A 19,883-nucleotide genomic window follows, 5' to 3' on the forward strand; every position below is an offset into this window, starting at 1 on the left:
ATGAAATGAGAGCGCCACGTAACGGGGCATTCAGGCATTGAACTGTTCAGCGCCAGCGCGGCGAAAGGGCTTTTGCAAAGTCAGCAAGTCCACAGCGGCAGCCTCCTCTTGCAATCGCCGTTCGATGAACTGGCGTTCCGTATCGGACAGAATGGTTTTGAGCAACCGCCGATATCGTTCAATGTTATTGCGATGGGCGCTCAGCCGGACTACGTCCTTTTCCATGCGGTACTCCTCACAGAAGGTGAAGGACTATGACAACGGATCAGGCAACAACACGTGGCGGCTGATCCGGCCGCACAATGCGAGTGCTTCGTGCCGCGTTCTCGTTGGCCGGCTTAGCCTGACCTATCCAGTATTCAGCGATCAGGCGTTCCCACTCTTCTGCCTCTTTGACCCAAAAGGACTCGTCTTCATTTTCAAATTGAGCGCGCTGACGGCAGAATGATGCCATGGCGCGGCAATGTTCTAGCATATCCATTTCGACCCCCTGTCTTCTGGAAGCAACGAGACGCTAGGCAAGCGATGTGCCGGTTTGATTGCAATCTCGTGAATTTCAAATTGAGTGAAAGAAAAATGCAGCGACGACAGGCATTTATTGAACAATGCTGGCACCTGTGGGACATCACGGCCGGACCACGCAGACGCAGCATTGATCGAAGTCAATTGCGGGACGCCGAAAGCCGAACACAATATTTAGATGAAGATCACAGACGTCGCGTGCCCACAATGCTTGTCGATCTACGAGGTCGCTGAGTCTGCGTCTCCGCTTGGCACCCCGGGGCACGTCGAGTGCAGGGCGTGTGGTCAAACCTTGGCCGCTTGGCAAGATCGAAAGCTGAGAGCCTATCGCTTGGTCGTGTCGCCCGAATACAAGTATCGGTCCGTCTTAGCGCCGCTCTCTCCCATGACTTCAATGAGCGCAGCGCATTAGCGCAGCGTGCAGTCCTAGGGTTTCGAAGAGACGTTCTGAATTCGTTGCCGTTCGATTTTTCGGAAAGCTCTTTCCAAAGAAGCTGCCACCAAGTTGAGCGTACGGGCCTCCTGATGCGCTATGAGCGGCGGCTTTGTCGCTGTTGGACTCGCGCTCCGGGGCAGTTGCTGAGCCGCCAGTCCGGTTAGCGCGTGACCCAGAGGACCACCAGCCCAATCGCGCCGATTGCAAGACCGACCCAAACGGCGGTTCGATCTTCAGAAGCCCAGATATTTGCTTCCTGTGGCCTTTTCATACGTTACCTTGGGAGCAGGATACCCATTCCGACGATCCCACGTCGAAGGTCCCGCTTGGTTCAGCGAGGATTGACCAACCGAAATTCTAAGGTCTTGCTTGTCAGCAATTGTCCGGGCCAAGGCCCGTCAAGATCGCGTAGCTTTGCTCTTGCAATGCTCCAATCATATGACAGTTCTGTGAATAATCGAGCGCAAGGAGCAGTCCCTGGTCCCCGTTTCAGCTTGATGGTGACCCCGGGCTCCGTGCGTCGACTGCCTCGCCTTCATCCGGCTTACTTCGATATGGCTGCGCGTTAATGAGTCCGCAGCCTAATCTCATCTTGCTCTACCCAGCGAGTGCCTCCAGCACCGCGGCTGAATCGGTGACCCAACCGAAGATGCCGCCCTGGGCCTTGATCATCTTCAGGCCCATCTCGTGGAATTCCGGGAAGTAGGACGCGCAGCCGTCGGAGATCACGACGCAGCGATAACCGCGGTCATTGGCCTCGCGCACCGTGGTGTTGACGCAGACTTCGGTGGTGACGCCGCAGACCAGCAGATTCTCGATGCCGTATTTCTGCAGGATGTCGCCGAGCTCGGTGGCGTAGAACGCGCCCTTGCCGGGCTTGTCGATCACGATCTCGCTCTGGAGCGGATAGAGCTCGGGGATGATGTCGTGGCCCGCCTCGCCGCGGATCAGGATTCGTCCCATCGGTCCGGGATCGCCGATCCGGAGCGACGGCGCGCCGCGTTCGAGCTTTGCCGGGGGCGCGTCCGAGAGGTCAGGCAGATGGCCCTCGCGGGTATGGACGACGAGCAGCCCGGCGTCGCGCACCGCGGCGAGGACGGCGCCGATCGGCTTCACCGCGCGGGCAAGCTGGCTGACGTCATTGCCGAGCGTCTCGCCGAAGCCCCCTCGCTCCATGAAGTCGCGCTGCATGTCGATGATGACGAGCGCGGTCTTGCTCCAGTCGAGCGTGATCGGCGCTGGCTCCGCTGTGATCGTCCTCATGCTCGCCATCACGTCCCCCTGGGCCAAATTCCGCAGGCTCAGTAAAGCAAGCGACGTGCCATCGGACAATCTGCGGCGTTCATAGGGTGGGCAAAGGAACGCGGCGACGTGCCCACCATCCGCGCCGTACTCGTGAAGGTGGGCACGCTTCCACCTTCGCTCTTCGAGCTACAGCAGACAAGTCGCTTTGCCCACCCTACGAAGAACGAACCGCGGCGCTACTTGAAGAAATGCACGAGGCCGATGCTGAGGCCCAGCAGCAACATCAGCGACAGCGTGACCGCCGCCGTCACCCGGCCGCCGACGGTCGAGAGCACGCGCACGTCGACGCCGAGCCCAAGCGCTGCCATCGAGACGACGGTGAGGATCGCCGCCGTTTTCGTCACCGGCGCGATCGCGATGTCGGGCACGAGCTGGAACGAGCGCAGCGCGGCCAGCACCAGGAAGCCGATGATGAACCAGGGCACCAGCTTGAACGGGCTGATCGAGGCGGCCTTTGCAGCACCTTCCCTGGCGGTGCCGGCGGCCTTGCGCCGCCGCGCGACGAACAGCGAGAGGCCGACCACGATCGGGCCCAGCATCAGGACGCGCACCAGCTTCACCAGCGTGCCGATCTGGGTGCTCACGATGCCGGCAGGCACGGTCGCCGCCAGCACCTGCGGCACGGCATACACTGTGAGGCCGGCGAGGATGCCGTATTGCGTCGCCGTCAGCTTCAAGAGCGGAATCAGCAGCGGCAGGCCGAGCACCATCAGCACGCCGAGAATGGCGGTGAACGAGATCGACGAGGCGATGTCGTCGCCATCGGCCTCGATCACGGGCGCCACCGCCGCGATCGCGGAATTGCCGCAGATCGAATTGCCGCAGGCGATCAGGATCGCGAGTTTGGTCTTGAGGCCGAGGATCCGGCTGAGACCATAGGTCACCGCAAGCATGATCACGACGGTGACGGCGATCGCGCCGATCAGGAGCCCGCCCGACGCCACGATCGCGGCGAAGCTGATGGACGCGCCGAGCAGCATCACCGCGATCTCGAGCAGTTGCTTGGCGCTGAAGGCAATGCCGGATCGCCAGCGCTCCGACGGCTCCCAGGCGGTGCGCACCGCCATCCCGAGCAGGATCGCGACGACCAGGGCCTCGATATAGGGATGGTCGAAAACCCGCTCTTCGGCGGCCTGGATGCCGAGCGAGATGACCGTGACCACCCCGCAGAGCAGAATGCCCGGAATCAGCAGGAAAATGCGCTTCAGCGCCCCATGCTTCTGCCCCTGATCTTGTTTTTGTTGCGGCACGACATCCTCATTTCGGAGAAGATTTTATGCGCCCGGGCGCGCCTCTTGGCTAATATCTTTTCGAACTGCCCCGATAGAGAGAAGTTATGTCCCTCAACCTGCATCTGCTCCGTCTGTTCGCGGCCGTGGCGAGAACCGGAAGTTTCTCCCGCGCCGCCGACCTCCTGCACATCAGCCAACCCGCGATCTCCAAGGGCGTGCGGGATTTCGAGTTGCAGGTCGGCTGCCGGCTGCTCGACCGCACGCCGAAGGGGGTGCGGCCGACTCGGGAGGGCGCGGCGCTGGCGCGGCATGCCGAGACGCTGTTCGCGGCCGAGCGCGCCGCCGAGGACGAGTTGCAGGCATTGCGCAACCTCGACGGCGGCTCGCTGCGCATCGGCGCCAGCACGACGATCGCGACTTATATGATCCCGGAATATCTCGGCGTGTTTCACCGCGCCTTTCCCGGCATCGACTTGCATGTCGTGAGCGCCAACACCTCTGATATCGCGGCGCTGATGCTGGGGCACGAGATCGAAATCGCCCTGGTCGAGGGGCCGGTCGAGGACGAGAATTTGATCAGCGAAGCGTGGCGTACCGACGTGATGGTCCTGATCGCGGCTCCGGATCATCGCTTCGCAGCCGCCGCGGGAGCGATCGACGTCCGCCTGCTCAACGACGAAATCCTGATCGTGCGCGAGCCCGGCTCAGGCACGCGCGAGGTGGTCGCGCAGGCGCTGGCCGCCCATCGCGTCGAACCGCAGCGGACGCTCGAGATCGGCAGCACCGAGGCGATCAAGCAGGCGGTGGCCGCCGGTGTCGGCGTCGCCATCGTTTCGGTCGCAACGATCGACGATCAGGTGAGGCTGGGGAAGCTCAAGGTCATCCCGATCAAGGGCGTCAATATCGAGCGCACGCTCTGGCAATTGAAATCGCCCGGCCGGCTGGACGTGCCGGCGGCGGTCGCGTTCGAAGGGATCATTCGGGAAACAAAAGGCGCGAAGGCGGCGCCGCGCGCGGCGTCCGCTAAAGCGCGATGAGATCAGGTTGAATCGTCATCGCGCTTTAGCTCTTTGTTTAAGCATGATCTTTTCGGAAAACCGCTTCGCACTCTTCCGGATCATGCTTTAAAGCGCGGCGAACAGACCCTGCGCCCACGCAACGGCATGCTCGAAGCTGAACACGCCGGGCTCGAAATAGACCGCCCGCGCCAGCACGATGCCGACCACCAGCACCCAGAACACGCTGGTGCCCGCGGTCTTCAGCCATTTCGACACGCCTTCGCTTGCGGCCGAAGAATCGACCGCGGGAACCGGCTCGCCGAAGGGATCGAATGCGGATTGGCTCATCGTCTTGACCATCAGGAATACCCGCACAATGTCGCAACGGCGGGGGCGGAAGCAAGGGTAGTGGAATGCCTTTTGCGGCAGTTAATTGGAATGACGTTATCCGGCCCGGAAGCCGGGGAGCATTTCCTTCTCGGCGCTCCAACCGGGATCAACCGTCGATCCCGCGCTGCGGCGCCACCCGCGGCAGCTCGATCCGCACACTCGTCCCCATGCCCGGGACACTATCCAGATGGAGCTCTCCGCCCAGCCGGTTCGTGACGATGTTGTGAACGATGTGAAGGCCGAGCCCGATACGGCCAATGTCGCGGCGCGTGGTGAAGAATGGATCGAAGGCTTGCCGCAGCACGTCGCAGCTCATCCCGCAGCCATCGTCGGCGAACAGGATTTCCACCTGGTCCGCGCCTGACGCGCGCAGCCGGATCGTGATGGTGCCGCCCTTGCCGTCGGGAAACGCATGCGCGAGCGAATTGACGAACAGATTGGTCAGCGCCTGGCCGTAAGGGCCGGGATAGCTGTTCATCGCAAGACCCGACGGGCAATCGACCTCGAGCGCCAGATTGTTCTTCGGCAACGCCGGCCGCAGGTTCGAGAGAACCCGCTCGGTCACCTCGGCAAGATCGAACTGGCTCCGGTTGAAATAGCTGCGATCGACGGCCACCTGCTTGAACGATTGCACCAGATCCGCTGCACGCTTGAGGTTGCCGACCAGCAGCGACGCCGCGCTCTCGACGACCTCGATGAAATCGCTCAGGCTGGAACGCTTCAGCTTGCCGCGCGCGGCCTCGGCAGCGAAGTCGGCGCATTTCTGCTCCAGCACCGAGGCGACGGTGAGGCTGGTGCCGACCGGACTGTTGATCTCATGTGCGACGCCGGCCACCAGTCGGCCCAGCGCCGCAAGCTTCTCCGCCTCGATCAAGGACGCCTGGGTCTCCTGCAGATGATGCAAGGCCTTCTCGGCCGCATCCCGCGCAGCGCGGATTTCGCGTTCGCTGCGCTTGCGGTCGGTGATCTCCTCGGCCGCGACGTTGACACCGACGATGCTGCCGTTCGGCTCGCGCTGCGGGTGCCAATGCGTGATCCAGCACCGCTCGTCATTGTGGCCCGGGCGCTGGCCGTAGACCTCCACGCCGGTGACGGGTTCTCCTGTCTCCATGATCGACCGGACGATACCCTCGACCGCCGCGGCCAGCCCCGGCACGCAATCGTGCACGGTGCGTCCGAGATGACCTTCGACCGAAATGCCGCATATCTCGGTGAGCCGCTGGTTGATCTGGAGGTAGCGGCAGTCGGGAGAGAGGTAGGCAAGACCGATCGGTGCAGTGTCATAGATGAGCTGCAGCGCCGGTTGTTTTGGGAACTGAACGTCCTGGACGATGGACGAGCGCATGTCCTCCCCCCCCGTTCGGACAAGTCTAGCGCTTCCGGGCCGGGCCGCAAATAGCCCCGACCGATGCGGGAAATGCCGATCAAGCCTGTCCGGATTTGGTACGGACGGACGACGGCGGAGCCGGGACTGGTGCTGCGTGGGCCGCTAGGCGCGGCAGCTTCAGCTATTCACTCCACCGTGCGGTCGAAAATCCTCGATAAAACGCAGCAGCACCCGTGCGCCGGTGTCGGCGTCGGCGAGCTCGACATGCTCGGCCGGATTGTGGCTGATTCCGCCGCGGCAGCGCACGAAGATCATGCCGACATCGGCGACGTCGACCATCGCCATCCCGTCATGCCCGGCGCCGCTCGGCAGCTCGAACACGGCATGACCCTCGGCGGCGACCGCCGCCGCGATCTGCGTCTTCAGCCACGGCGCGCAGGGCACGCCGCGGTTCTCGTGAGTGACGTCGATCTGCAACGCGAGTTCGCGGCGCTTTGCGATCGCCTCAATCTGACGCACGATGTCGGCGACCGCACGCTTGCGATGCATGTCGCTCTGCGAGCGGATGTCCATCGTGAAGGACACCTTGCCTGGGATCACGTTGGTGGCGCCGGGCATGGCGTTGATATAGCCGACGGTGCCGACGAGGCCGGCTTCATCGCTCTTGCAGAATTGCTCGATCGCAACGATGCATTCGGCGGCGCCCGTCAGCGCATCGCGCCGCAGCGGCATCGGCACGGTGCCGGCATGACCGGCCACGCCGGTGAGATTGGCGGCGAGCCGCGTCGCACCTGAAATCGCGGTGACGACGCCGACCGGCAGCGCCTTCTGTTCCAGCACGGGGCCCTGCTCGATGTGCAGCTCGACATACCCGAGCAGCTCGCGGCGGGCGCGCGCCGCCTTGCCGATATGATCGGGATCGAGCCCGAACTGCACCAACGCATCGCGCATCGAGGTGCCGGCGCGATCGCGCGTGTTGAGCACGCTCTCGTCGAACGTGCCGGCCACCGCGCGGCTGCCGAGCAGGGTCGACGCAAAGCGCACGCCCTCTTCGTCCGCGAAGCCCACGATCTCGATCGCGAACGGCAGCCGCCTGCCGCGCCGGTTCAGATCGGCGACGCAGGCGATCGCGGTGATGACGCCGAGCGGGCCGTCCCATCTGCCGGCATCGCGCACGGTGTCGTAATGCGAGCCGAGCATCAGGGCCGGCAGGCCCGGCCGCTCGCCCTCGTAGCGGCCGCAGACATTGCCGATCGCATCGAGATGCGCGCTCATGCCGGCCTCGCGCATCCAGGACAGGATGAGATCGGCCGCCCTGCGATGCTCGTCGGTGAGGAAGACGCGCGCCAGATGCTCCGGCGTCTCGGAGATCGCCGCGAGCTGATCGATCCGCGCCACGATGTCGTCGCCAAGGGAGGATGGATTGGAGGACGATTTCGCGGACGGTTTCTTCTCGCTCATGCTGTTTCCCATCAGTCCGACCCGCCACTCGAGCCCGCTTCACTCGTAGCAGGCCCGATCCGATTGACCAGCCGGCAAATCACGCCTTGGTCGCCGCCTCCTAGCCGACTCGCGCCGGTCGTCCGGCGGTTAGCGACTGCTTAACGGCATTGCATACAACGGCGATCGATCGCTCACAAAATAGGCAAGAAAGTCTCACTCGGCTTCCGATCCATGCCACTCCGACAAATATTCCATTTCATATTCAGCCACTTATTGAATGATGATCGCCAAACGTGCTCTGGCACGAAGCTTGCGACACTCCCTCAAGCGCCGCCGCTACGGCGGCTGCGACAAGGACAGGCGGGCCGGACCCGCCGGAGGGAGCACGCGATGGATTTTGGCAGGATTTCAAGAAGGCATTTGTTGCAGGGAAGCGCAGCATTGGCGCTCGGCAGCACGCTCGGCGTTCGCGGCGCGGCGGCAGCGGAAACCACGGTCGGCTTCATCTATGTCGGGTCCCGCGACGACTACGGTTACAATCAGGCCCACGCCCAGGGCGCGGCGGCGGTTAAGAAGCTTCCCGGCATCAAGGTGGTCGAGGAAGAGAAGGTGCCGGAGACCGACGCGGTCGAGAAGACCATCGAGTCCATGATCAATCTCGACGGCGCCACGCTGCTGTTTCCGACCTCGTTCGGCTACTACAACCCGCACGTCGTCAAGATGGCGGCCAAGTTTCCAAAACTGCACTTCGAGCATTGCGGCGGCTTGTGGACCGACAAGGACCCGAAAAACGCCGGCAGCTATTTCGGCTACATCGACGAAGCGCAATACATCTCCGGCATCGTCGCCGGCTATTCGACCAAGAGCGGCAAGCTCGGCTTCGTCGCGGCCAAGCCGATCCCGCAGGTGCTGCGCAACATCAACGCGTTCACGCTCGGCGCCCGGCTCGCCAATCCGAAGGCGACGACGCAGGTGATCTTCACCGGCGACTGGTCGATGCCGGTCAAGGAAGCCGAGGCGACCAACAGCCTGATCGACCAGGGCGTCGATGTGCTGACCTGCCATGTCGACGGACCGAAGACGATGGTCGAGAACGCCGCGCGCCGCGGCGCGATGGTGTGCGGCTATCACGTCAACCAGTCGCCGCTGGCGCCGAAGGCCTATCTCACCGGCGCCGAGTGGAACTGGGAAGCGCTCTATCCGAAATTCGTCAAGATGATCACCGCGGGCGAAGCGATCCCGAACTTCTATCGCGGCGGCCTGAAGGAAGAGATCGTCAAGGTCTCGCCCTATGGCGAGATGGTCTCTGCAGAGGCCCGCGAGCATGCCGACGACGTCAAGGCCAAGTTCATGTCCGGCGAGTACGCGATCTTCAAGGGCCCGCTCGTCGACAACAAGGGCAAGACCGTGATCGCCGGCGGCACCGATCGCGGCCAGCAGGATCCCGAACTCGAGAAGATGGACTACCTCGTCGAGGGCGTGATCGGAGCCACCGCGTGACGACCGAGACGGCGGAATCGGTGGAGGCGGCCGGCGTTGCTCCGGCCGCCGATCCCGGCTTCCTCCAGCGCTACGGCGCGAGCATCGAATACATCCTGATCCCGGGCGCGGCGCTGGTCGGCGCGCTCGCGGTGTTCGGCGGTTTTATCGCGCTCTACGGCAAGAACCCGCTCGACCTCTATTTCTACATGTATTACGGGGCCTTCGGCACCTGGTTCTCCTGGCAGAACACGCTGACCCGCGCAGCGCCGCTGATCCTGACCGCGCTGTGCACGGCGCTGCCGGCGCAGCTCGGCATGGTGATCATCGGCGGCGAAGGCGCGCTTCTGATCGGCGCGTTGTCGGCGACATCAGCGGCGCTGGCGTTGCAGGGCGCGGCGCCGATCGTCGTGCAGATCGCGATGGTGATCGCGGGCATGATCGGCGGCGGCCTCTGGATCATGCTGTCCGGCGGCTTGCGGCAGTATCGCGGGGTCAACGAGACGATCTCGAGCCTGCTGCTGGTCTATATCGCGCTCGCGATTCTGAACCATCTGGTCGAGGGGCCGATGCGCGATCCGGCGAGCCTCAACAAGCCGTCGACGCGCGAGATCGGCGCCGCCAACATGATCGGCAGCATTCCCGGCACCGACGTGCATTGGGGCCTGGTGTTCGGCCTCGTGGCAGCCGTTGCCGCCTACATCCTGATCTATCACACCACCTTCGGCTTCGCCGCGCGCGTCGCCGGCGGCAACATCCGCGCCGCCAAGATCGTGGGGCTTTCCGTCGGCAAGCTGATCCTGACCGTCTGCTTCCTCGCCGGCAGCAGCGCGGGACTAGCCGGCATGATCGAGGTCGCGGCCGTGCAGGGCCGCACCAATGCCAACCTCGCCGCGGGCTACGGCTTCACCGGCATCCTCGTCGCGTTCCTGGCGCGACAGAATCCACTCGCGATCATTCCGGTCGCGATCCTGCTCGGCGGCATTTCCGCCTCCGGCGGCCTGTTGCAGCGTCGGCTCGGCCTGCCCGATGCGTCCGTGCTGGTGCTCCAAGGCATCATCTTCGTGTTCGTGCTGGCAAGCGACGCGCTGTACGGGCGGATCGGCTTCCTGAAGGGAAAGTCCTGACATGGCGGATGCTTCGCTCGGGCTCTGGACCGTCCCGCTCGCCGTGTTCGGCGGCGCCATCCGCGTCTCGACGCCGTTCCTGTTCGTCAGCCTCGGCGAATGCATCACCGAACGAAGTGGCCGCATCAATCTCGGCCTCGAAGGCACGCTGGTGATGGGCGCGATGAGCGCCTACGGCATCTCCTACCTCTCCGGTTCGCCATGGTTAGGCGTGCTCGCGGCGGGGATCACCGGCGCCTTGTTCGGCGCGCTGCATGCCGGCATCTGCTCGCTGCCGCGAGTCAACGACATCGCAGTCGGCATCGCGCTGATGCTGCTCGGCACCGGGCTCGCCTTCTTCCTCGGCAAGCCGCTGATCGAGCCGACGGCGGCCCGGCTGCCGGCGATCGATTTCGGCTGGTGGAGCGACGTGCCGCAGGTGCGCGCGGCGCTGCGCATCAACGTGCTGTTCCTGATCGGCGTTGCGATCGCGCCGCTGCTCTATTGGGCCTTCAGGACCACGCGCTGGGGCTTGTTGATCCGCACCGCCGGCGAGAGCGCGGACGCGGCGCGCGCGATGGGTCATTCCGTGCTGCTGATCCGGTTGCGCGCCACCATGGTCGGCGGCTTCCTCGCCGGCATCGGCGGCTCATTCCTGTCGCTGTTCTATCCCGGCAGCTGGAATGAAGGGCTCTCCTCGGGACAGGGCATCACCGCGGTTGCGCTGGTGATCTTCGCGCGCTGGGACCCGATGCTGTGCCTGTGGGCCTCGCTGGCGTTCGGCGGCGCCGCCGCGCTCGGGCCCGCGCTGCAATCGGTCGGCATCACCTCGGGCTATCATTTGTTCAACGCCGCGCCCTACATCCTGACCCTGGCGATCATGATCATCACCTGCTCGCCGAAGCGCACGCTGACCGGCGCGCCCGCCGAATTGTCCATCACCCGATAGGCCGCGAGATCATTCCATGCCCGAGCGCTTCATCAAATCCGAACCCTACGCCTGGCCCTACAATGGCGACCTGCGGCCGGAGAACACCGCGCTCATCATCATCGACATGCAGACCGATTTCTGCGGCGTCGGCGGCTATGTCGACAAGATGGGCTACGATCTGTCGCTGACGCGGGCGCCGATCGAGCCGATCAGGAAACTGCTCGCGGTGATGCGTGCGCAGGGTTTTCACATCATCCACACCCGCGAAGGCCACCGCCCTGATTTGACCGACCTGCCCGCCAACAAGCGCTGGCGCTCGCGCCAGATCGGCGCCGGCATCGGCGATCCCGGCCCGTGCGGCCGCATCCTGGTGCGCGGCGAACCCGGCTGGGACATAATCCCCGATCTTGCGCCGCTGCCGGGAGAACCCATCATCGACAAGCCCGGCAAGGGCTCGTTCTGCGCCACCGATCTCGAGCTGATGCTGCGGCTGCGCGGCATCGAGAACATCGTGCTGACCGGCATCACCACCGACGTCTGCGTCCACACCACGATGCGCGAGGCCAATGACCGCGGCTTCGAATGCGTGCTGGTCGAGGATTGCTGCGGCGCGACCGACAAAGGCAACCACGACCACGCGCTGAAGATGATCAAGATGCAGGGCGGCGTGTTCGGCGCGGTGGCGAAATCCGCCGACCTGATCGGGGCGCTGTCGTGATCATCGGCGAGCTGCCCGCCCCATCGGGCGCGTTCGGCGTCGACGCCATCGCCATGACGATGCGGTTCGGCGATTTCCTCGCGCTCGACAATGTCGAGCTCAAGGTGCGGCCCGGCTCGTTTCACGCTTTGCTCGGCGAGAACGGCGCGGGCAAGAGTACGCTCGTCAAATGCATCATGGGCTATTACCACGCCACCGAAGGCGACATCATCGTCGGCGGCCGTCAGCAGACCATCGCCAATCCCAAGGACGCCCATGCGCTCGGGCTCGGCATGGTCTACCAGCACTTTACCCTTGTGCCGGCGATGACAGTCGCCGAGAACCTGGTGCTGGCACGCGACGATGTGCCTGCCATGGTCGACTGGCGCAAGGAGAAGAAGGAGCTCAAGGCGTTCCTGGCGCGGATGCCGTTCAAGGTGCCGCTCGATGCAAAGGTCTCCGACATCTCCGCCGGCGAACGACAGAAATGCGAGATCCTCAAGCAGCTCTATCTGAAGCGCCGCTTCCTCATCCTGGACGAGCCTACCTCGGTGCTGACACCGGGCGAGGCTGACGAGGTGCTCGGCATGCTGCGCGCCATGGTGGTCGCGGGCGAGCTGACCATCCTGATGATCACGCACAAGTTCCGGGAGGTGATGGCGTTTGCCGACGACGTCACGATCCTGCGCCGCGGCAAGCTCGCCGGCTCCGGCCGGGTCGCCGACCTCACGCCGGACGAGATGGCCCGCACCATGATCGGCGCCGAGCAGCTGACGGTGCAGCCGCCGCGTACCGGCGAGACCGGCGCGGCGAGGCTCGAGCTCGACAAGCTCACCGCGCTCGACGATGCCGGCACAATTGCCGTGCACGGCGTGTCGCTGACGGTGAAGAGCGGCGAGATCGTCGGCATCGCGGGCGTCTCCGGCAACGGCCAGCGCCAGCTGGTCGAGGTTCTGGCCGGCCAGCGCGAGGCCGAAAGCGGCACCATCCGCGTCCAGGGCGAGCCCTATGCGGCGAGCCGCGAGGAGATGCGCCGCCACAAGATGTCACTGTTGCCGGAAGAGCCGCTGAAGAACGCCTGTGTCGGCGGCATGAGCGTCGCTGACAACATCGCGTTCCGCGAGTTCGACCGCGCGCCGTTCGCGCGCGGCGGCTGGTGGCTGAACCGCTCGGCCTTCCGCGACGACGCGGAGCGCAAGATCAACCGTTACAAGATCAAGACGCGGACGCCGGATACGCCGATCGCAGCATTGTCGGGCGGCAATGTGCAGCGCGCGGTGCTGGCGCGCGAGCTCTCGGGCGATGTCGAGGTGCTGATCGCCGCCAATCCCTGCTTCGGGCTCGACTTCGCGGCGGTGGCGCAGATCCACGCCGAGATCATGGCCGCGCGCAACCGCGGCGCCGCGGTGCTGCTGGTCAGCGAAGACCTCGACGAGCTGCTGGAGCTGTCGGATCGGCTGGTCGTGATGTTCCACGGCGCGTTCGTGCATGAGGCCCGTGCCAGCGAGGCCGACCTCACCGAGATCGGCCGGCACATGGCGGGACACTGACCATCCACGTCATTGCCGACGGGACGATGCAATCAGCTCTGGCCACGCAAAGAGGTCGTCCCTGCGAAAGCAGGGACCCATACTCCGCAGCGGATGTTGTCAATGGGATTCGTCGTTCCAGCGTTGCGCAACAATCAGCATTCGTGGTTATTGGTCCCTGCTTTCGCAGGGACGACACGGAGTTTGTGGCGCGCGATCCCGCCATTGCAATGACGAAGCGGTTTATCAGCACTCCGCGTCATATCAACGCTGGCCTAGCCGATCTCGAACGCTTCCGCGGCGAGATGCTTCAGATTGGCGTGCCAGTGCTCGGCGATCGCAAGCCGTGTCGGCACCCAGACCCGTTCGTGCTTCTGGATGTAGTCGAGGAAGCGCATCAGCGCGGCGGCGCGACCGGGACGGCCGACGACGCGGCAATGCAGGCCGACCGACATCATCTTGGGTCGCGTCGCGCCCTCGGCATAGAGCACGTCAAAGCTGTCCTTCAGATAGGTGTAGAACTCATCGCCGCCGCCAAAACCCTGGGCGTTGATGAAGCGCATGTCGTTGGCATCGAGCGTATAGGGGATCACGAGATGCGGCTCGGTGCCGGCTGCCTTGATCCAGTACGGCAGATCGTCGGCATAGGAATCGCAGAGATAGCGTAGGCCGCCCGTCTCCATCAGAAGCCGCAGCGTGTTGATCGAGGAGCGGCCGGTGTACCAGCCGAGCGGCCGCGCACCGGTCGCCTCGGTATGCACGGCAATGGTGCGGGCGATCTCCGCGCGCTCCTCGTCCTCCGACATGTCCTTGTGCTCGACCCAGCGCAGGCTGTGGCTCGCGATATCCCAGCCCGCCTCCTGCATCGCCGCGACCACATCCGGATTGCGCTTCAGCGCCATCGCGACGCCGAACACCGTGGCCGGCAGCTTGCGCTCGGTGAACATCCGCCATAGCCGCCAGAAGCCGGCGCGTGAGCCATATTCGAACATGGTTTCGATATTGGCGTGACGCTGACCGACCCAGGGCTGCGCGCCCAGCACGTCAGACAGAAACGCCTCCGAGGCACGATCGCCGTGCAGGATATTGTTCTCGCCGCCCTCCTCGAAATTGACCACGAACTGCACCGCGACACGCGCAGCGTCGGGCCATTTCGGATCCGGCGGGTTGCGGCCGTAGCCGCGGAGATCGCGCGGATAGCGGGCCTCGGTCACATCAGATTTCCTCGAAGCGGATCTGCTGCGCACCCTTCCACAACACCGTCTTGCCGAAGGCGGTGAGGTTCTCCAGCCCCGAGGTCAGCGTGATGAAATGATTGCCGGCGAGCTGGCCCATCTTGCTGGCGAAATGCACGCCGCCATAGGCCAGCAGGATCTCGGTCTCGCTGATGCCGCCGGGATAGAGGATGATCTGGCCCGGCGCCGGATAGCTGGTGTGGTTCTCGTAGGAGACGCCGAAGTCGAGATCGCCGAGCGGCATCCAGACGCCCTCGCCGCTCCAGCGCACGTGGATCGCCTGGCTCTCGAACGGCATCGCCTTGCGGAAGGCGGCGACCGTCTTCGGCGCGAGCTGCTCCTCGAAACGGGCGTCAAAGGTGAACTCGCCGGCGCGGACAATCAGTTTGCTCATCGAACTCTCGTGGGTGGACTGGACGGAACGATGTCCCAACCATTGCCGCCGGCCCGCGCCGGACGCAAGGCCGATTCCAGCTCCAGATGCCGGTTTTTTGCCGCAATAGCGCCCGCGGCAACGCAGATTTGAGCAGGGCTGCGTTGCACCCCGGCTCCCGCTTTGCGAACCTCTCTGCACTCGCAAAGGAGGGCTGCCGATGACGACAAACAGTCTGCACGGACACGTGGCGCTGGTGACCGGCGGATCGCGCGGCATTGGCGCTGCGATCGTCAAGATGCTGGCAGAAGCCGGCGCCGCCGTCGCCATCAATTATCTCGAACGCTCGGCCGAGGCGGAGACGCTGGCGAAGGGTATCACCGCCGCCGGCGGCCGGGCCGTCGCTGTCGCCGCCGATGTCTCGGAAGCAGCCTCCGTCGCCGGCCTGGTCGATCGCGCCAAATCCGAGCTCGGTCCGATCGACATCCTCGTCAACAATGCCGGGATCGCGATCGTCAGGGGTGTCGACGACCTCCTCGAGGAGGATTTCGACCGCACCATCACGGTCAACCTCAAATCGGCATTTCTTTGCACGCAAGCGGTGCTGCCGATGATGCGCACCCGAAAATGGGGCCGCATCGTCAACATCTCCTCCGGCGCAGCGCGCGGCGCCGGCGCGATCGGGCCGCACTACAACGCATCGAAGGCGGCGATGGAGGGCCTGACCCGCGGTTATGCCGCGCGCCTCGTCAAGGAAGGCATCACCGTCAACGCCGTCGCGCCATCGCTGATCGAGACCGACATGATGAAGGGACAGAGCGGCCTCGTCAGCCGGATCCCGATCGGCCGCTTCGGCACCGCCGAGGAGGTCGCGCAGGCCGTGATGCTGCTGGTCAACAACCCTTACATGACCGGACAGACCATCGCGATGAGCGGCGGCATGGCGTTCAACTAGGGTCCAGGCCGGCATCGAACATCGGACGATCGAATTGCGGGGCTTCGGTTCCGCGCCGTCATCAAAGCGTGGCAGGAACTGTGCTCGACTATGACAGTTGTCCGCTCGGCGAAACCGGATTTGGAGCTTGTCGTGATCAATCCGAAAACGCTTCTCGAACGCGCCGCGCAGCTGGCCGATCAGGCCAAGGGCGAGCAAGATGCCGGCATTCGCGAGCGGCTGCTGCGCATGGCGGAGCATTACCGCGATCTCGCCGCACATGAGGCCTGGGCGCACGAAAATCCGCCATCGGTGGGCGCGATCACCAGCGCGCTCAGCTCCCGCGCGCATTGATCTGACCTTCGATCAGCTCACGCGAATGCGATAGCCCAGCGACTGACGTGCGCCCGGCGCGATGTGCATCAAGCCGGGCTTGTCGGCGAACTCGCCGTCGAACTCCGCAGGGCTGGCAAAGCCGTGCCACGGCTCGATGCAGAGGAACGGCGCGCCGCCGACCTTCGACCAGATGCCGAGTTCGCGGAAGCCGCGCCACGACATCTCGATCGCAGGGCCTTGTGTGGCTGCTGCCGGGCCTAGTGTCGCCGTGAAGAGGATCGATGTACTTGCGACCTGATCGAAGACCATCGCGTCGTCATCGAACAGCTCCTCCGACAGTGCGAGCGTTCTGCCCTTGACCGGATTGGGTTCGGGCTGCGGCCGCATCAATCCATCCTTCAGCCGCCGGATCGGCGCAAGTTCAGTCTTGCCGAAGGTCAGCGTGTAAGCCTCCTTCGGCAGCCCCGGCACCAACGGCCAGTTGAAGGCGGGATGACCACCGAGCGAGGCCGGCAGCATCTCGTCGCCGGTGTTGATGATATCGAAGGCGACATCGAGATCGGTACCATCAACGGTGTAAGTGACCTCGAGCCTGAACGCGAACGGATAGCGTGCCGGCGTTTCCTCATCGTCGGTGAGCGCGAGCTTGCAGGATCGCGGTCCCTGCTCCAGCCAGACAAAGCGGCGATCCCGCGCAAGGCCGTGCTGCGTCATCGGATAGGTCTTGCCATGGTGACGCAGCGTGTCGTTCTTCAACCGGCCGACGATCGGGAACAGGATCGGTGCATGGCGCGGCCATTGTGGGCCAGCCTGCCACAGCAACTCGGTTCCGTCGGCATTGCTGAGCGACGACAATTCGGCGCCCTGCGCCAAAATGGTCGCGGCGATTCCGTCGCCGCGCAGCGTGTGACTGTCGCTCATGCCTCGCCTCACCGGTTGCGCCATGCCCTGACACGAGATGTTCGATGCCGGCGAAGCCGTCAACCCCCAAGCGATGGGGCCGCCGGCGCGCGGCTGCCCCCAGCCTACCCTGTGATCTTGGAGAAATCAGGCTGCCGCCGTTCGGCAAAGGCGGCAAAGGCCTCGCGCGCTTCCGCGCTCATCAGCCGCTGCTGGAAGATTTCGCCCTCGCGCGCCATTTGCGCGCTGATCCTGGCGGGATCGCGCATCAACGCCTTGGTGTGCTGGAGCGAGCCGAATGGCCGCTTTGCCAGTGCGTCCGCCGCCGCCCGGGCCTTGGCGCGGAGATCCGCAAGCGGCACTACGGCATTGGCAAGGCCGATGGAGACCGCAGTCTCCGCCTCGACCGGCTCGCCGAGCGCGAACATCGCATAGGCCCGCGCATAGCCGATGCGCTGCGGCAGCAGATAGGTCGAGGCCGCCTCCGGCACCAGCGCCAGATTGACGAACGGCGTGATCAGCCGCGCGGTCGGCGCGAGGTAGACGAGGTCGCAATGCAGCAGCATGGTGGTGCCGATGCCGACCGCATTGCCCTGCACGGCTGCAACCAGCGGCCGCGTCGCCTTTGCAAGACAACTAAGGAAGCGCGACACGTGACGCTCGCCCTGCACGCCGCGCGACACCGCCGCGAAATCAGCGAGATCATTGCCTGCGGTAAAGCTGTCGCCGTCGCCCTGCAGCAGCACTGCGCGGATTGTAGAATCGCTTTCCGCGCGTTCGAGCGCGTCGGCCATCGCGCCATACATCGCGTTGGTGATCGCGTTCTTCTTGTCCGGACGCGCCATCGTCACGGTGAGAACGCCACCGTCCAGCGCTACGACCACTTCACTCATGTCTCACTCCTGTTGCTTGCTTCGCGTTTGACGCGTTTTCTTGACGCGAACCGGTCCCCACTTCGCTTGAAAACGCTCTAACCATTTTTGTCTTTCGGAAATTTCTCTTGCAGGCTGGTCAGCCAGCGCGACACCACGTCGATCTCGGCTTCCGAAAATCCGTCCATCAGGCGGTTGTTGATCACCTTGGTCCGCGTTGCGGCGCGCTTGCCGAGCTCCTGCCCCGCCATGGTCAGATGCAGCCGCTGGCTGCGCCCGTCCTCACCGTCGCGCCGGCGCTTGACGAGGCCCGCACGCTCCATCCGGTCGGCGAGCCCGGTCATCGCCGACGGCACGATGTCGAGCGCCTGCGAGACGTCGCCGATCAGCGCACCGTCATTGCGCCCAAGGAAGAACAGCACGCCAGCCTGCGCCGACGTCAGATCGTGCGCGGCCGTCTCCTGCTCGACGGCGCGTTGCAGCCGCCGATAGGCCACGGTCAGAAGAAAGATCAGCCGGTGTTCCGCTCTCATGCCGCAATTATATATTTCGTGTGCGAAATATCAAGATATTTCGTGCGCGAAATATCCAACGGGCGCCCCTGCCGGGACTACCCGCTTATCGAGCGGAATGGGCCTCCTCGACCGGGTTGATTGCACATTTTGATCGTGTCGTTGGATCGTTGCACTGCGGATCGGCAGAAAACCCTTGATAGAAATCAATCAAACGGGAAATCTTTGGATCAGGACGGCAGCTGTCGCGTTTGCGGCTCCGACCGGATCGCGAGAGAGTTCATGACGTCAACCGCAAGTCCGGTCAGGGAGCGCGTTGTCCGCCCGAAGCGGCTACGCCATCTCAGCGAAGCCATGCGTTGTGAGACCGCGTTTCGCCTGATCCTGTCCGAATGCCTCGAGGAAGTCGCAACCAACCACGAGGCCCTGAGTTCCGGCGATCCGGCCGCGCTCCATCAGACCCGCATTGCGCTGACGCGGCTGAAGGCGGCGATTGCCTTCTACGGCCCGATGGTGGCGGACAGCGAATGGACGCGGCTGAAATCCGAGCTGAAATGGCTAAGCGCCTATCTCAGCGCAACGCGAGACCTCGACGTTGCGATCGACAACAGCAAAGGGCTGCCGGAAGAGCGCATGCTCAGGACAGCACGCGCCGATGCGTTCGAAGCCCTCAAGGAAGCCTTGCAGAGCGACCGTTACTGGCAATGGTTCGACGGCATGTGGGACTGGGTCGGCAGCGGCCCCTGGACCACGCGGCTGAACCGCCGTGCCGCGCAACGGCGAGCGGTGCCGGTGTCGGTGTTTCATGCGCGCCGGCTGGCGCGCTGGCATGGCAAGCTGTGCCAGAAGAGCCGCGGGCTGCAGGGCGTGGGCAAGAACAAGCGCCACCGCGTTCGGCTCGCCAGCAAGCGGCTGCGCTACGCCATCGAGTTCTCAGAAGGCGGATTGCCCCCCGACGAATACGCCTCATGGCGGACCGTCCTCAAGCATCTGCGCAAGGGACAACAGCTGCTCGGCGAATTGAACGATGACGAGGTCCGTCGCGCGCTGCTCGAGAGTGCCGATGCCCCCGCGCGGCGCGCCGACGAGCGCAAGGCCAAGCACCAACGCGTGCACGAGCGGAAGCGCAAGAGCCGCCTGCTGCGCCGCGCCGCGGCCGTCTACCGGAAAATCTCCAACTAAAGCGCGCATCAGTGCATCGTCGGCGGCGCGGATACGGGCCGAATTGACGATCGCGCTAGAAATGATGTATTAAACATCATTTATTGGACTTGTAGCATCACTACTTGATGTATATAAATGACATCCAAATAGACCCGACCCTCA

The 19,883-nt window shown here is 64.3% G+C and carries 21 protein-coding genes; 9 read left to right on the plus strand and 12 right to left on the minus strand.

Features of this window, described 5'->3' with window-relative positions:
* Positions 1-30: 30 nt before the first annotated feature.
* From HAP47_RS30110 to HAP47_RS30125, 4 genes are all read right to left on the minus strand, one after another.
* The gene (locus HAP47_RS30110; RefSeq protein ID WP_173641461.1) at positions 31-225 is read right to left on the minus strand and encodes a hypothetical protein; all 195 of its coding nucleotides are present in this window, start codon (positions 223-225) and stop codon (positions 31-33) included.
* A gap of 40 nt (positions 226-265) precedes the next feature.
* Positions 266-481, minus strand: a complete 216-nt coding sequence (locus HAP47_RS30115; protein WP_173641460.1) for a hypothetical protein — start codon at positions 479-481, stop codon at positions 266-268.
* A gap of 1,074 nt (positions 482-1,555) precedes the next feature.
* Positions 1,556-2,230, minus strand: a complete 675-nt coding sequence (locus tag HAP47_RS30120) for a cysteine hydrolase family protein (RefSeq protein WP_173641459.1) — start codon at positions 2,228-2,230, stop codon at positions 1,556-1,558.
* 209 nt (positions 2,231-2,439) lie between these two features.
* Entirely contained in the window at positions 2,440-3,513 is a 1,074-nt protein-coding gene (locus HAP47_RS30125; protein ID WP_173641458.1) for a YeiH family protein, read from the minus strand.
* A gap of 86 nt (positions 3,514-3,599) precedes the next feature.
* Between HAP47_RS30125 and HAP47_RS30130 the strand changes: the two genes are divergently transcribed.
* On the plus strand, positions 3,600-4,532 hold the full coding sequence (locus tag HAP47_RS30130; RefSeq protein ID WP_173641457.1) for a LysR family transcriptional regulator: 933 nt from the start codon (positions 3,600-3,602) through the stop codon (positions 4,530-4,532).
* Positions 4,533-4,619: 87 nt separating this feature from the next.
* Here HAP47_RS30130 and HAP47_RS30135 read toward each other — a convergent pair whose 3' ends face one another.
* The 3 genes from HAP47_RS30135 to HAP47_RS30145 all read right to left on the minus strand — a co-directional run bounded on the left by HAP47_RS30135 (position 4,620) and on the right by HAP47_RS30145 (position 7,671).
* Positions 4,620-4,841 carry a hypothetical protein gene (locus tag HAP47_RS30135; RefSeq protein WP_224942950.1) on the minus strand — a complete coding sequence of 74 codons (222 nt, stop codon included), beginning with the start codon at positions 4,839-4,841 and terminating at the stop codon, positions 4,620-4,622.
* Positions 4,842-4,989: 148 nt separating this feature from the next.
* Positions 4,990-6,228 (minus strand): ATP-binding protein, encoded by a 1,239-nt coding sequence (locus HAP47_RS30140; RefSeq protein WP_173641456.1) that lies wholly within the window; start codon positions 6,226-6,228, stop codon positions 4,990-4,992.
* A gap of 159 nt (positions 6,229-6,387) precedes the next feature.
* Positions 6,388-7,671, minus strand: a complete 1,284-nt coding sequence (locus HAP47_RS30145; RefSeq protein ID WP_173641455.1) for an allantoate amidohydrolase — start codon at positions 7,669-7,671, stop codon at positions 6,388-6,390.
* 372 nt (positions 7,672-8,043) lie between these two features.
* Here HAP47_RS30145 and HAP47_RS30150 point away from each other — a divergent pair, with 372 nt between their 5' ends.
* The 5 genes from HAP47_RS30150 to HAP47_RS30170 are packed head-to-tail and all read left to right on the plus strand — an operon-like array spanning position 8,044 to position 13,416.
* Positions 8,044-9,153, plus strand: a complete 1,110-nt coding sequence (locus HAP47_RS30150) for a BMP family ABC transporter substrate-binding protein (RefSeq protein ID WP_173641454.1) — start codon at positions 8,044-8,046, stop codon at positions 9,151-9,153.
* The gene (locus HAP47_RS30155) at positions 9,150-10,259 is read left to right on the plus strand and encodes an ABC transporter permease (protein ID WP_173641453.1); all 1,110 of its coding nucleotides are present in this window, start codon (positions 9,150-9,152) and stop codon (positions 10,257-10,259) included. The genes HAP47_RS30150 and HAP47_RS30155 overlap by 4 nt, the downstream gene beginning before the upstream one ends.
* A gap of 1 nt (position 10,260) precedes the next feature.
* Positions 10,261-11,187, plus strand: a complete 927-nt coding sequence (locus HAP47_RS30160) for an ABC transporter permease (protein WP_028339446.1) — start codon at positions 10,261-10,263, stop codon at positions 11,185-11,187.
* A gap of 16 nt (positions 11,188-11,203) precedes the next feature.
* Positions 11,204-11,887 carry a biuret amidohydrolase gene (gene biuH, locus HAP47_RS30165; protein WP_173641452.1) on the plus strand — a complete coding sequence of 228 codons (684 nt, stop codon included), beginning with the start codon at positions 11,204-11,206 and terminating at the stop codon, positions 11,885-11,887.
* Complete coding sequence (locus tag HAP47_RS30170; RefSeq protein ID WP_173641451.1) at positions 11,884-13,416, plus strand: ABC transporter ATP-binding protein; 1,533 nt, start codon at positions 11,884-11,886, stop codon at positions 13,414-13,416. The genes biuH and HAP47_RS30170 overlap by 4 nt, the downstream gene beginning before the upstream one ends.
* A 254-nt stretch (positions 13,417-13,670) precedes the next feature.
* Here HAP47_RS30170 and puuE read toward each other — a convergent pair whose 3' ends face one another.
* Positions 13,671-14,609 carry an allantoinase PuuE gene (puuE, locus tag HAP47_RS30175; protein ID WP_173641450.1) on the minus strand — a complete coding sequence of 313 codons (939 nt, stop codon included), beginning with the start codon at positions 14,607-14,609 and terminating at the stop codon, positions 13,671-13,673.
* 1 nt (position 14,610) lies between these two features.
* Positions 14,611-15,024, minus strand: coding sequence for a DUF3830 family protein (locus HAP47_RS30180; protein ID WP_092124838.1), 414 nt, complete (start codon positions 15,022-15,024; stop codon positions 14,611-14,613).
* Positions 15,025-15,223: 199 nt separating this feature from the next.
* On the opposite strand from HAP47_RS30180, the gene HAP47_RS30185 reads away from it, so the two are divergent.
* Both HAP47_RS30185 and HAP47_RS30190 read left to right on the plus strand, forming a co-directional pair.
* Positions 15,224-15,958 (plus strand): SDR family NAD(P)-dependent oxidoreductase, encoded by a 735-nt coding sequence (locus HAP47_RS30185; RefSeq protein ID WP_173641449.1) that lies wholly within the window; start codon positions 15,224-15,226, stop codon positions 15,956-15,958.
* Between the two features lie 132 nt (positions 15,959-16,090).
* Positions 16,091-16,291 (plus strand): hypothetical protein, encoded by a 201-nt coding sequence (locus HAP47_RS30190; protein WP_173641448.1) that lies wholly within the window; start codon positions 16,091-16,093, stop codon positions 16,289-16,291.
* A gap of 12 nt (positions 16,292-16,303) precedes the next feature.
* Here the strand turns inward: HAP47_RS30190 and HAP47_RS30195 are convergent, their stop codons facing one another.
* From HAP47_RS30195 to HAP47_RS30205, 3 genes are all read right to left on the minus strand, one after another.
* Positions 16,304-17,194, minus strand: coding sequence for an aldose 1-epimerase family protein (locus tag HAP47_RS30195; protein ID WP_173641447.1), 891 nt, complete (start codon positions 17,192-17,194; stop codon positions 16,304-16,306).
* A 104-nt stretch (positions 17,195-17,298) separates the two neighbouring features.
* Entirely contained in the window at positions 17,299-18,066 is a 768-nt protein-coding gene (locus HAP47_RS30200) for an enoyl-CoA hydratase-related protein (protein WP_173641446.1), read from the minus strand.
* Between the two features lie 77 nt (positions 18,067-18,143).
* A complete protein-coding gene (locus HAP47_RS30205; protein WP_173641445.1) occupies positions 18,144-18,578 on the minus strand; it encodes a MarR family winged helix-turn-helix transcriptional regulator in 435 nt (144 codons plus the stop codon).
* 261 nt (positions 18,579-18,839) lie between these two features.
* Here HAP47_RS30205 and HAP47_RS30210 point away from each other — a divergent pair, with 261 nt between their 5' ends.
* Positions 18,840-19,739 (plus strand): CHAD domain-containing protein, encoded by a 900-nt coding sequence (locus HAP47_RS30210; protein WP_231168465.1) that lies wholly within the window; start codon positions 18,840-18,842, stop codon positions 19,737-19,739.
* The last annotated feature ends 144 nt before the right edge of the window (positions 19,740-19,883 follow it).

The sequence above is a fragment of the Bradyrhizobium sp. 41S5 genome, assembly GCF_011516665.3.
GTDB classification, from domain to species: domain Bacteria; phylum Pseudomonadota; class Alphaproteobacteria; order Rhizobiales; family Xanthobacteraceae; genus Bradyrhizobium; species Bradyrhizobium quebecense.

Coding starts and splice junctions, on each gene's coding strand:
- HAP47_RS30110 (WP_173641461.1), bottom strand. CDS start 225: ATGGAAAAGGACGTAGTCCGGCTGAGCGCCCATCGCAATAACATTGAA.
- HAP47_RS30115 (WP_173641460.1), bottom strand. CDS start 481: ATGGATATGCTAGAACATTGCCGCGCCATGGCATCATTCTGCCGTCAG.
- HAP47_RS30120 (WP_173641459.1), bottom strand. CDS start 2,230: ATGGCGAGCATGAGGACGATCACAGCGGAGCCAGCGCCGATCACGCTC.
- HAP47_RS30130 (WP_173641457.1), top strand. CDS start 3,600: ATGTCCCTCAACCTGCATCTGCTCCGTCTGTTCGCGGCCGTGGCGAGA.
- HAP47_RS30135 (WP_224942950.1), bottom strand. CDS start 4,841: ATGAGCCAATCCGCATTCGATCCCTTCGGCGAGCCGGTTCCCGCGGTC.
- HAP47_RS30140 (WP_173641456.1), bottom strand. CDS start 6,228: ATGCGCTCGTCCATCGTCCAGGACGTTCAGTTCCCAAAACAACCGGCG.
- HAP47_RS30145 (WP_173641455.1), bottom strand. CDS start 7,671: ATGAGCGAGAAGAAACCGTCCGCGAAATCGTCCTCCAATCCATCCTCC.
- HAP47_RS30150 (WP_173641454.1), top strand. CDS start 8,044: ATGGATTTTGGCAGGATTTCAAGAAGGCATTTGTTGCAGGGAAGCGCA.
- HAP47_RS30160 (WP_028339446.1), top strand. CDS start 10,261: ATGGCGGATGCTTCGCTCGGGCTCTGGACCGTCCCGCTCGCCGTGTTC.
- biuH (WP_173641452.1), top strand. CDS start 11,204: ATGCCCGAGCGCTTCATCAAATCCGAACCCTACGCCTGGCCCTACAAT.
- HAP47_RS30180 (WP_092124838.1), bottom strand. CDS start 15,024: ATGAGCAAACTGATTGTCCGCGCCGGCGAGTTCACCTTTGACGCCCGT.
- HAP47_RS30185 (WP_173641449.1), top strand. CDS start 15,224: ATGACGACAAACAGTCTGCACGGACACGTGGCGCTGGTGACCGGCGGA.
- HAP47_RS30195 (WP_173641447.1), bottom strand. CDS start 17,194: ATGAGCGACAGTCACACGCTGCGCGGCGACGGAATCGCCGCGACCATT.
- HAP47_RS30200 (WP_173641446.1), bottom strand. CDS start 18,066: ATGAGTGAAGTGGTCGTAGCGCTGGACGGTGGCGTTCTCACCGTGACG.
- HAP47_RS30205 (WP_173641445.1), bottom strand. CDS start 18,578: ATGAGAGCGGAACACCGGCTGATCTTTCTTCTGACCGTGGCCTATCGG.
- HAP47_RS30210 (WP_231168465.1), top strand. CDS start 18,840: ATGACGTCAACCGCAAGTCCGGTCAGGGAGCGCGTTGTCCGCCCGAAG.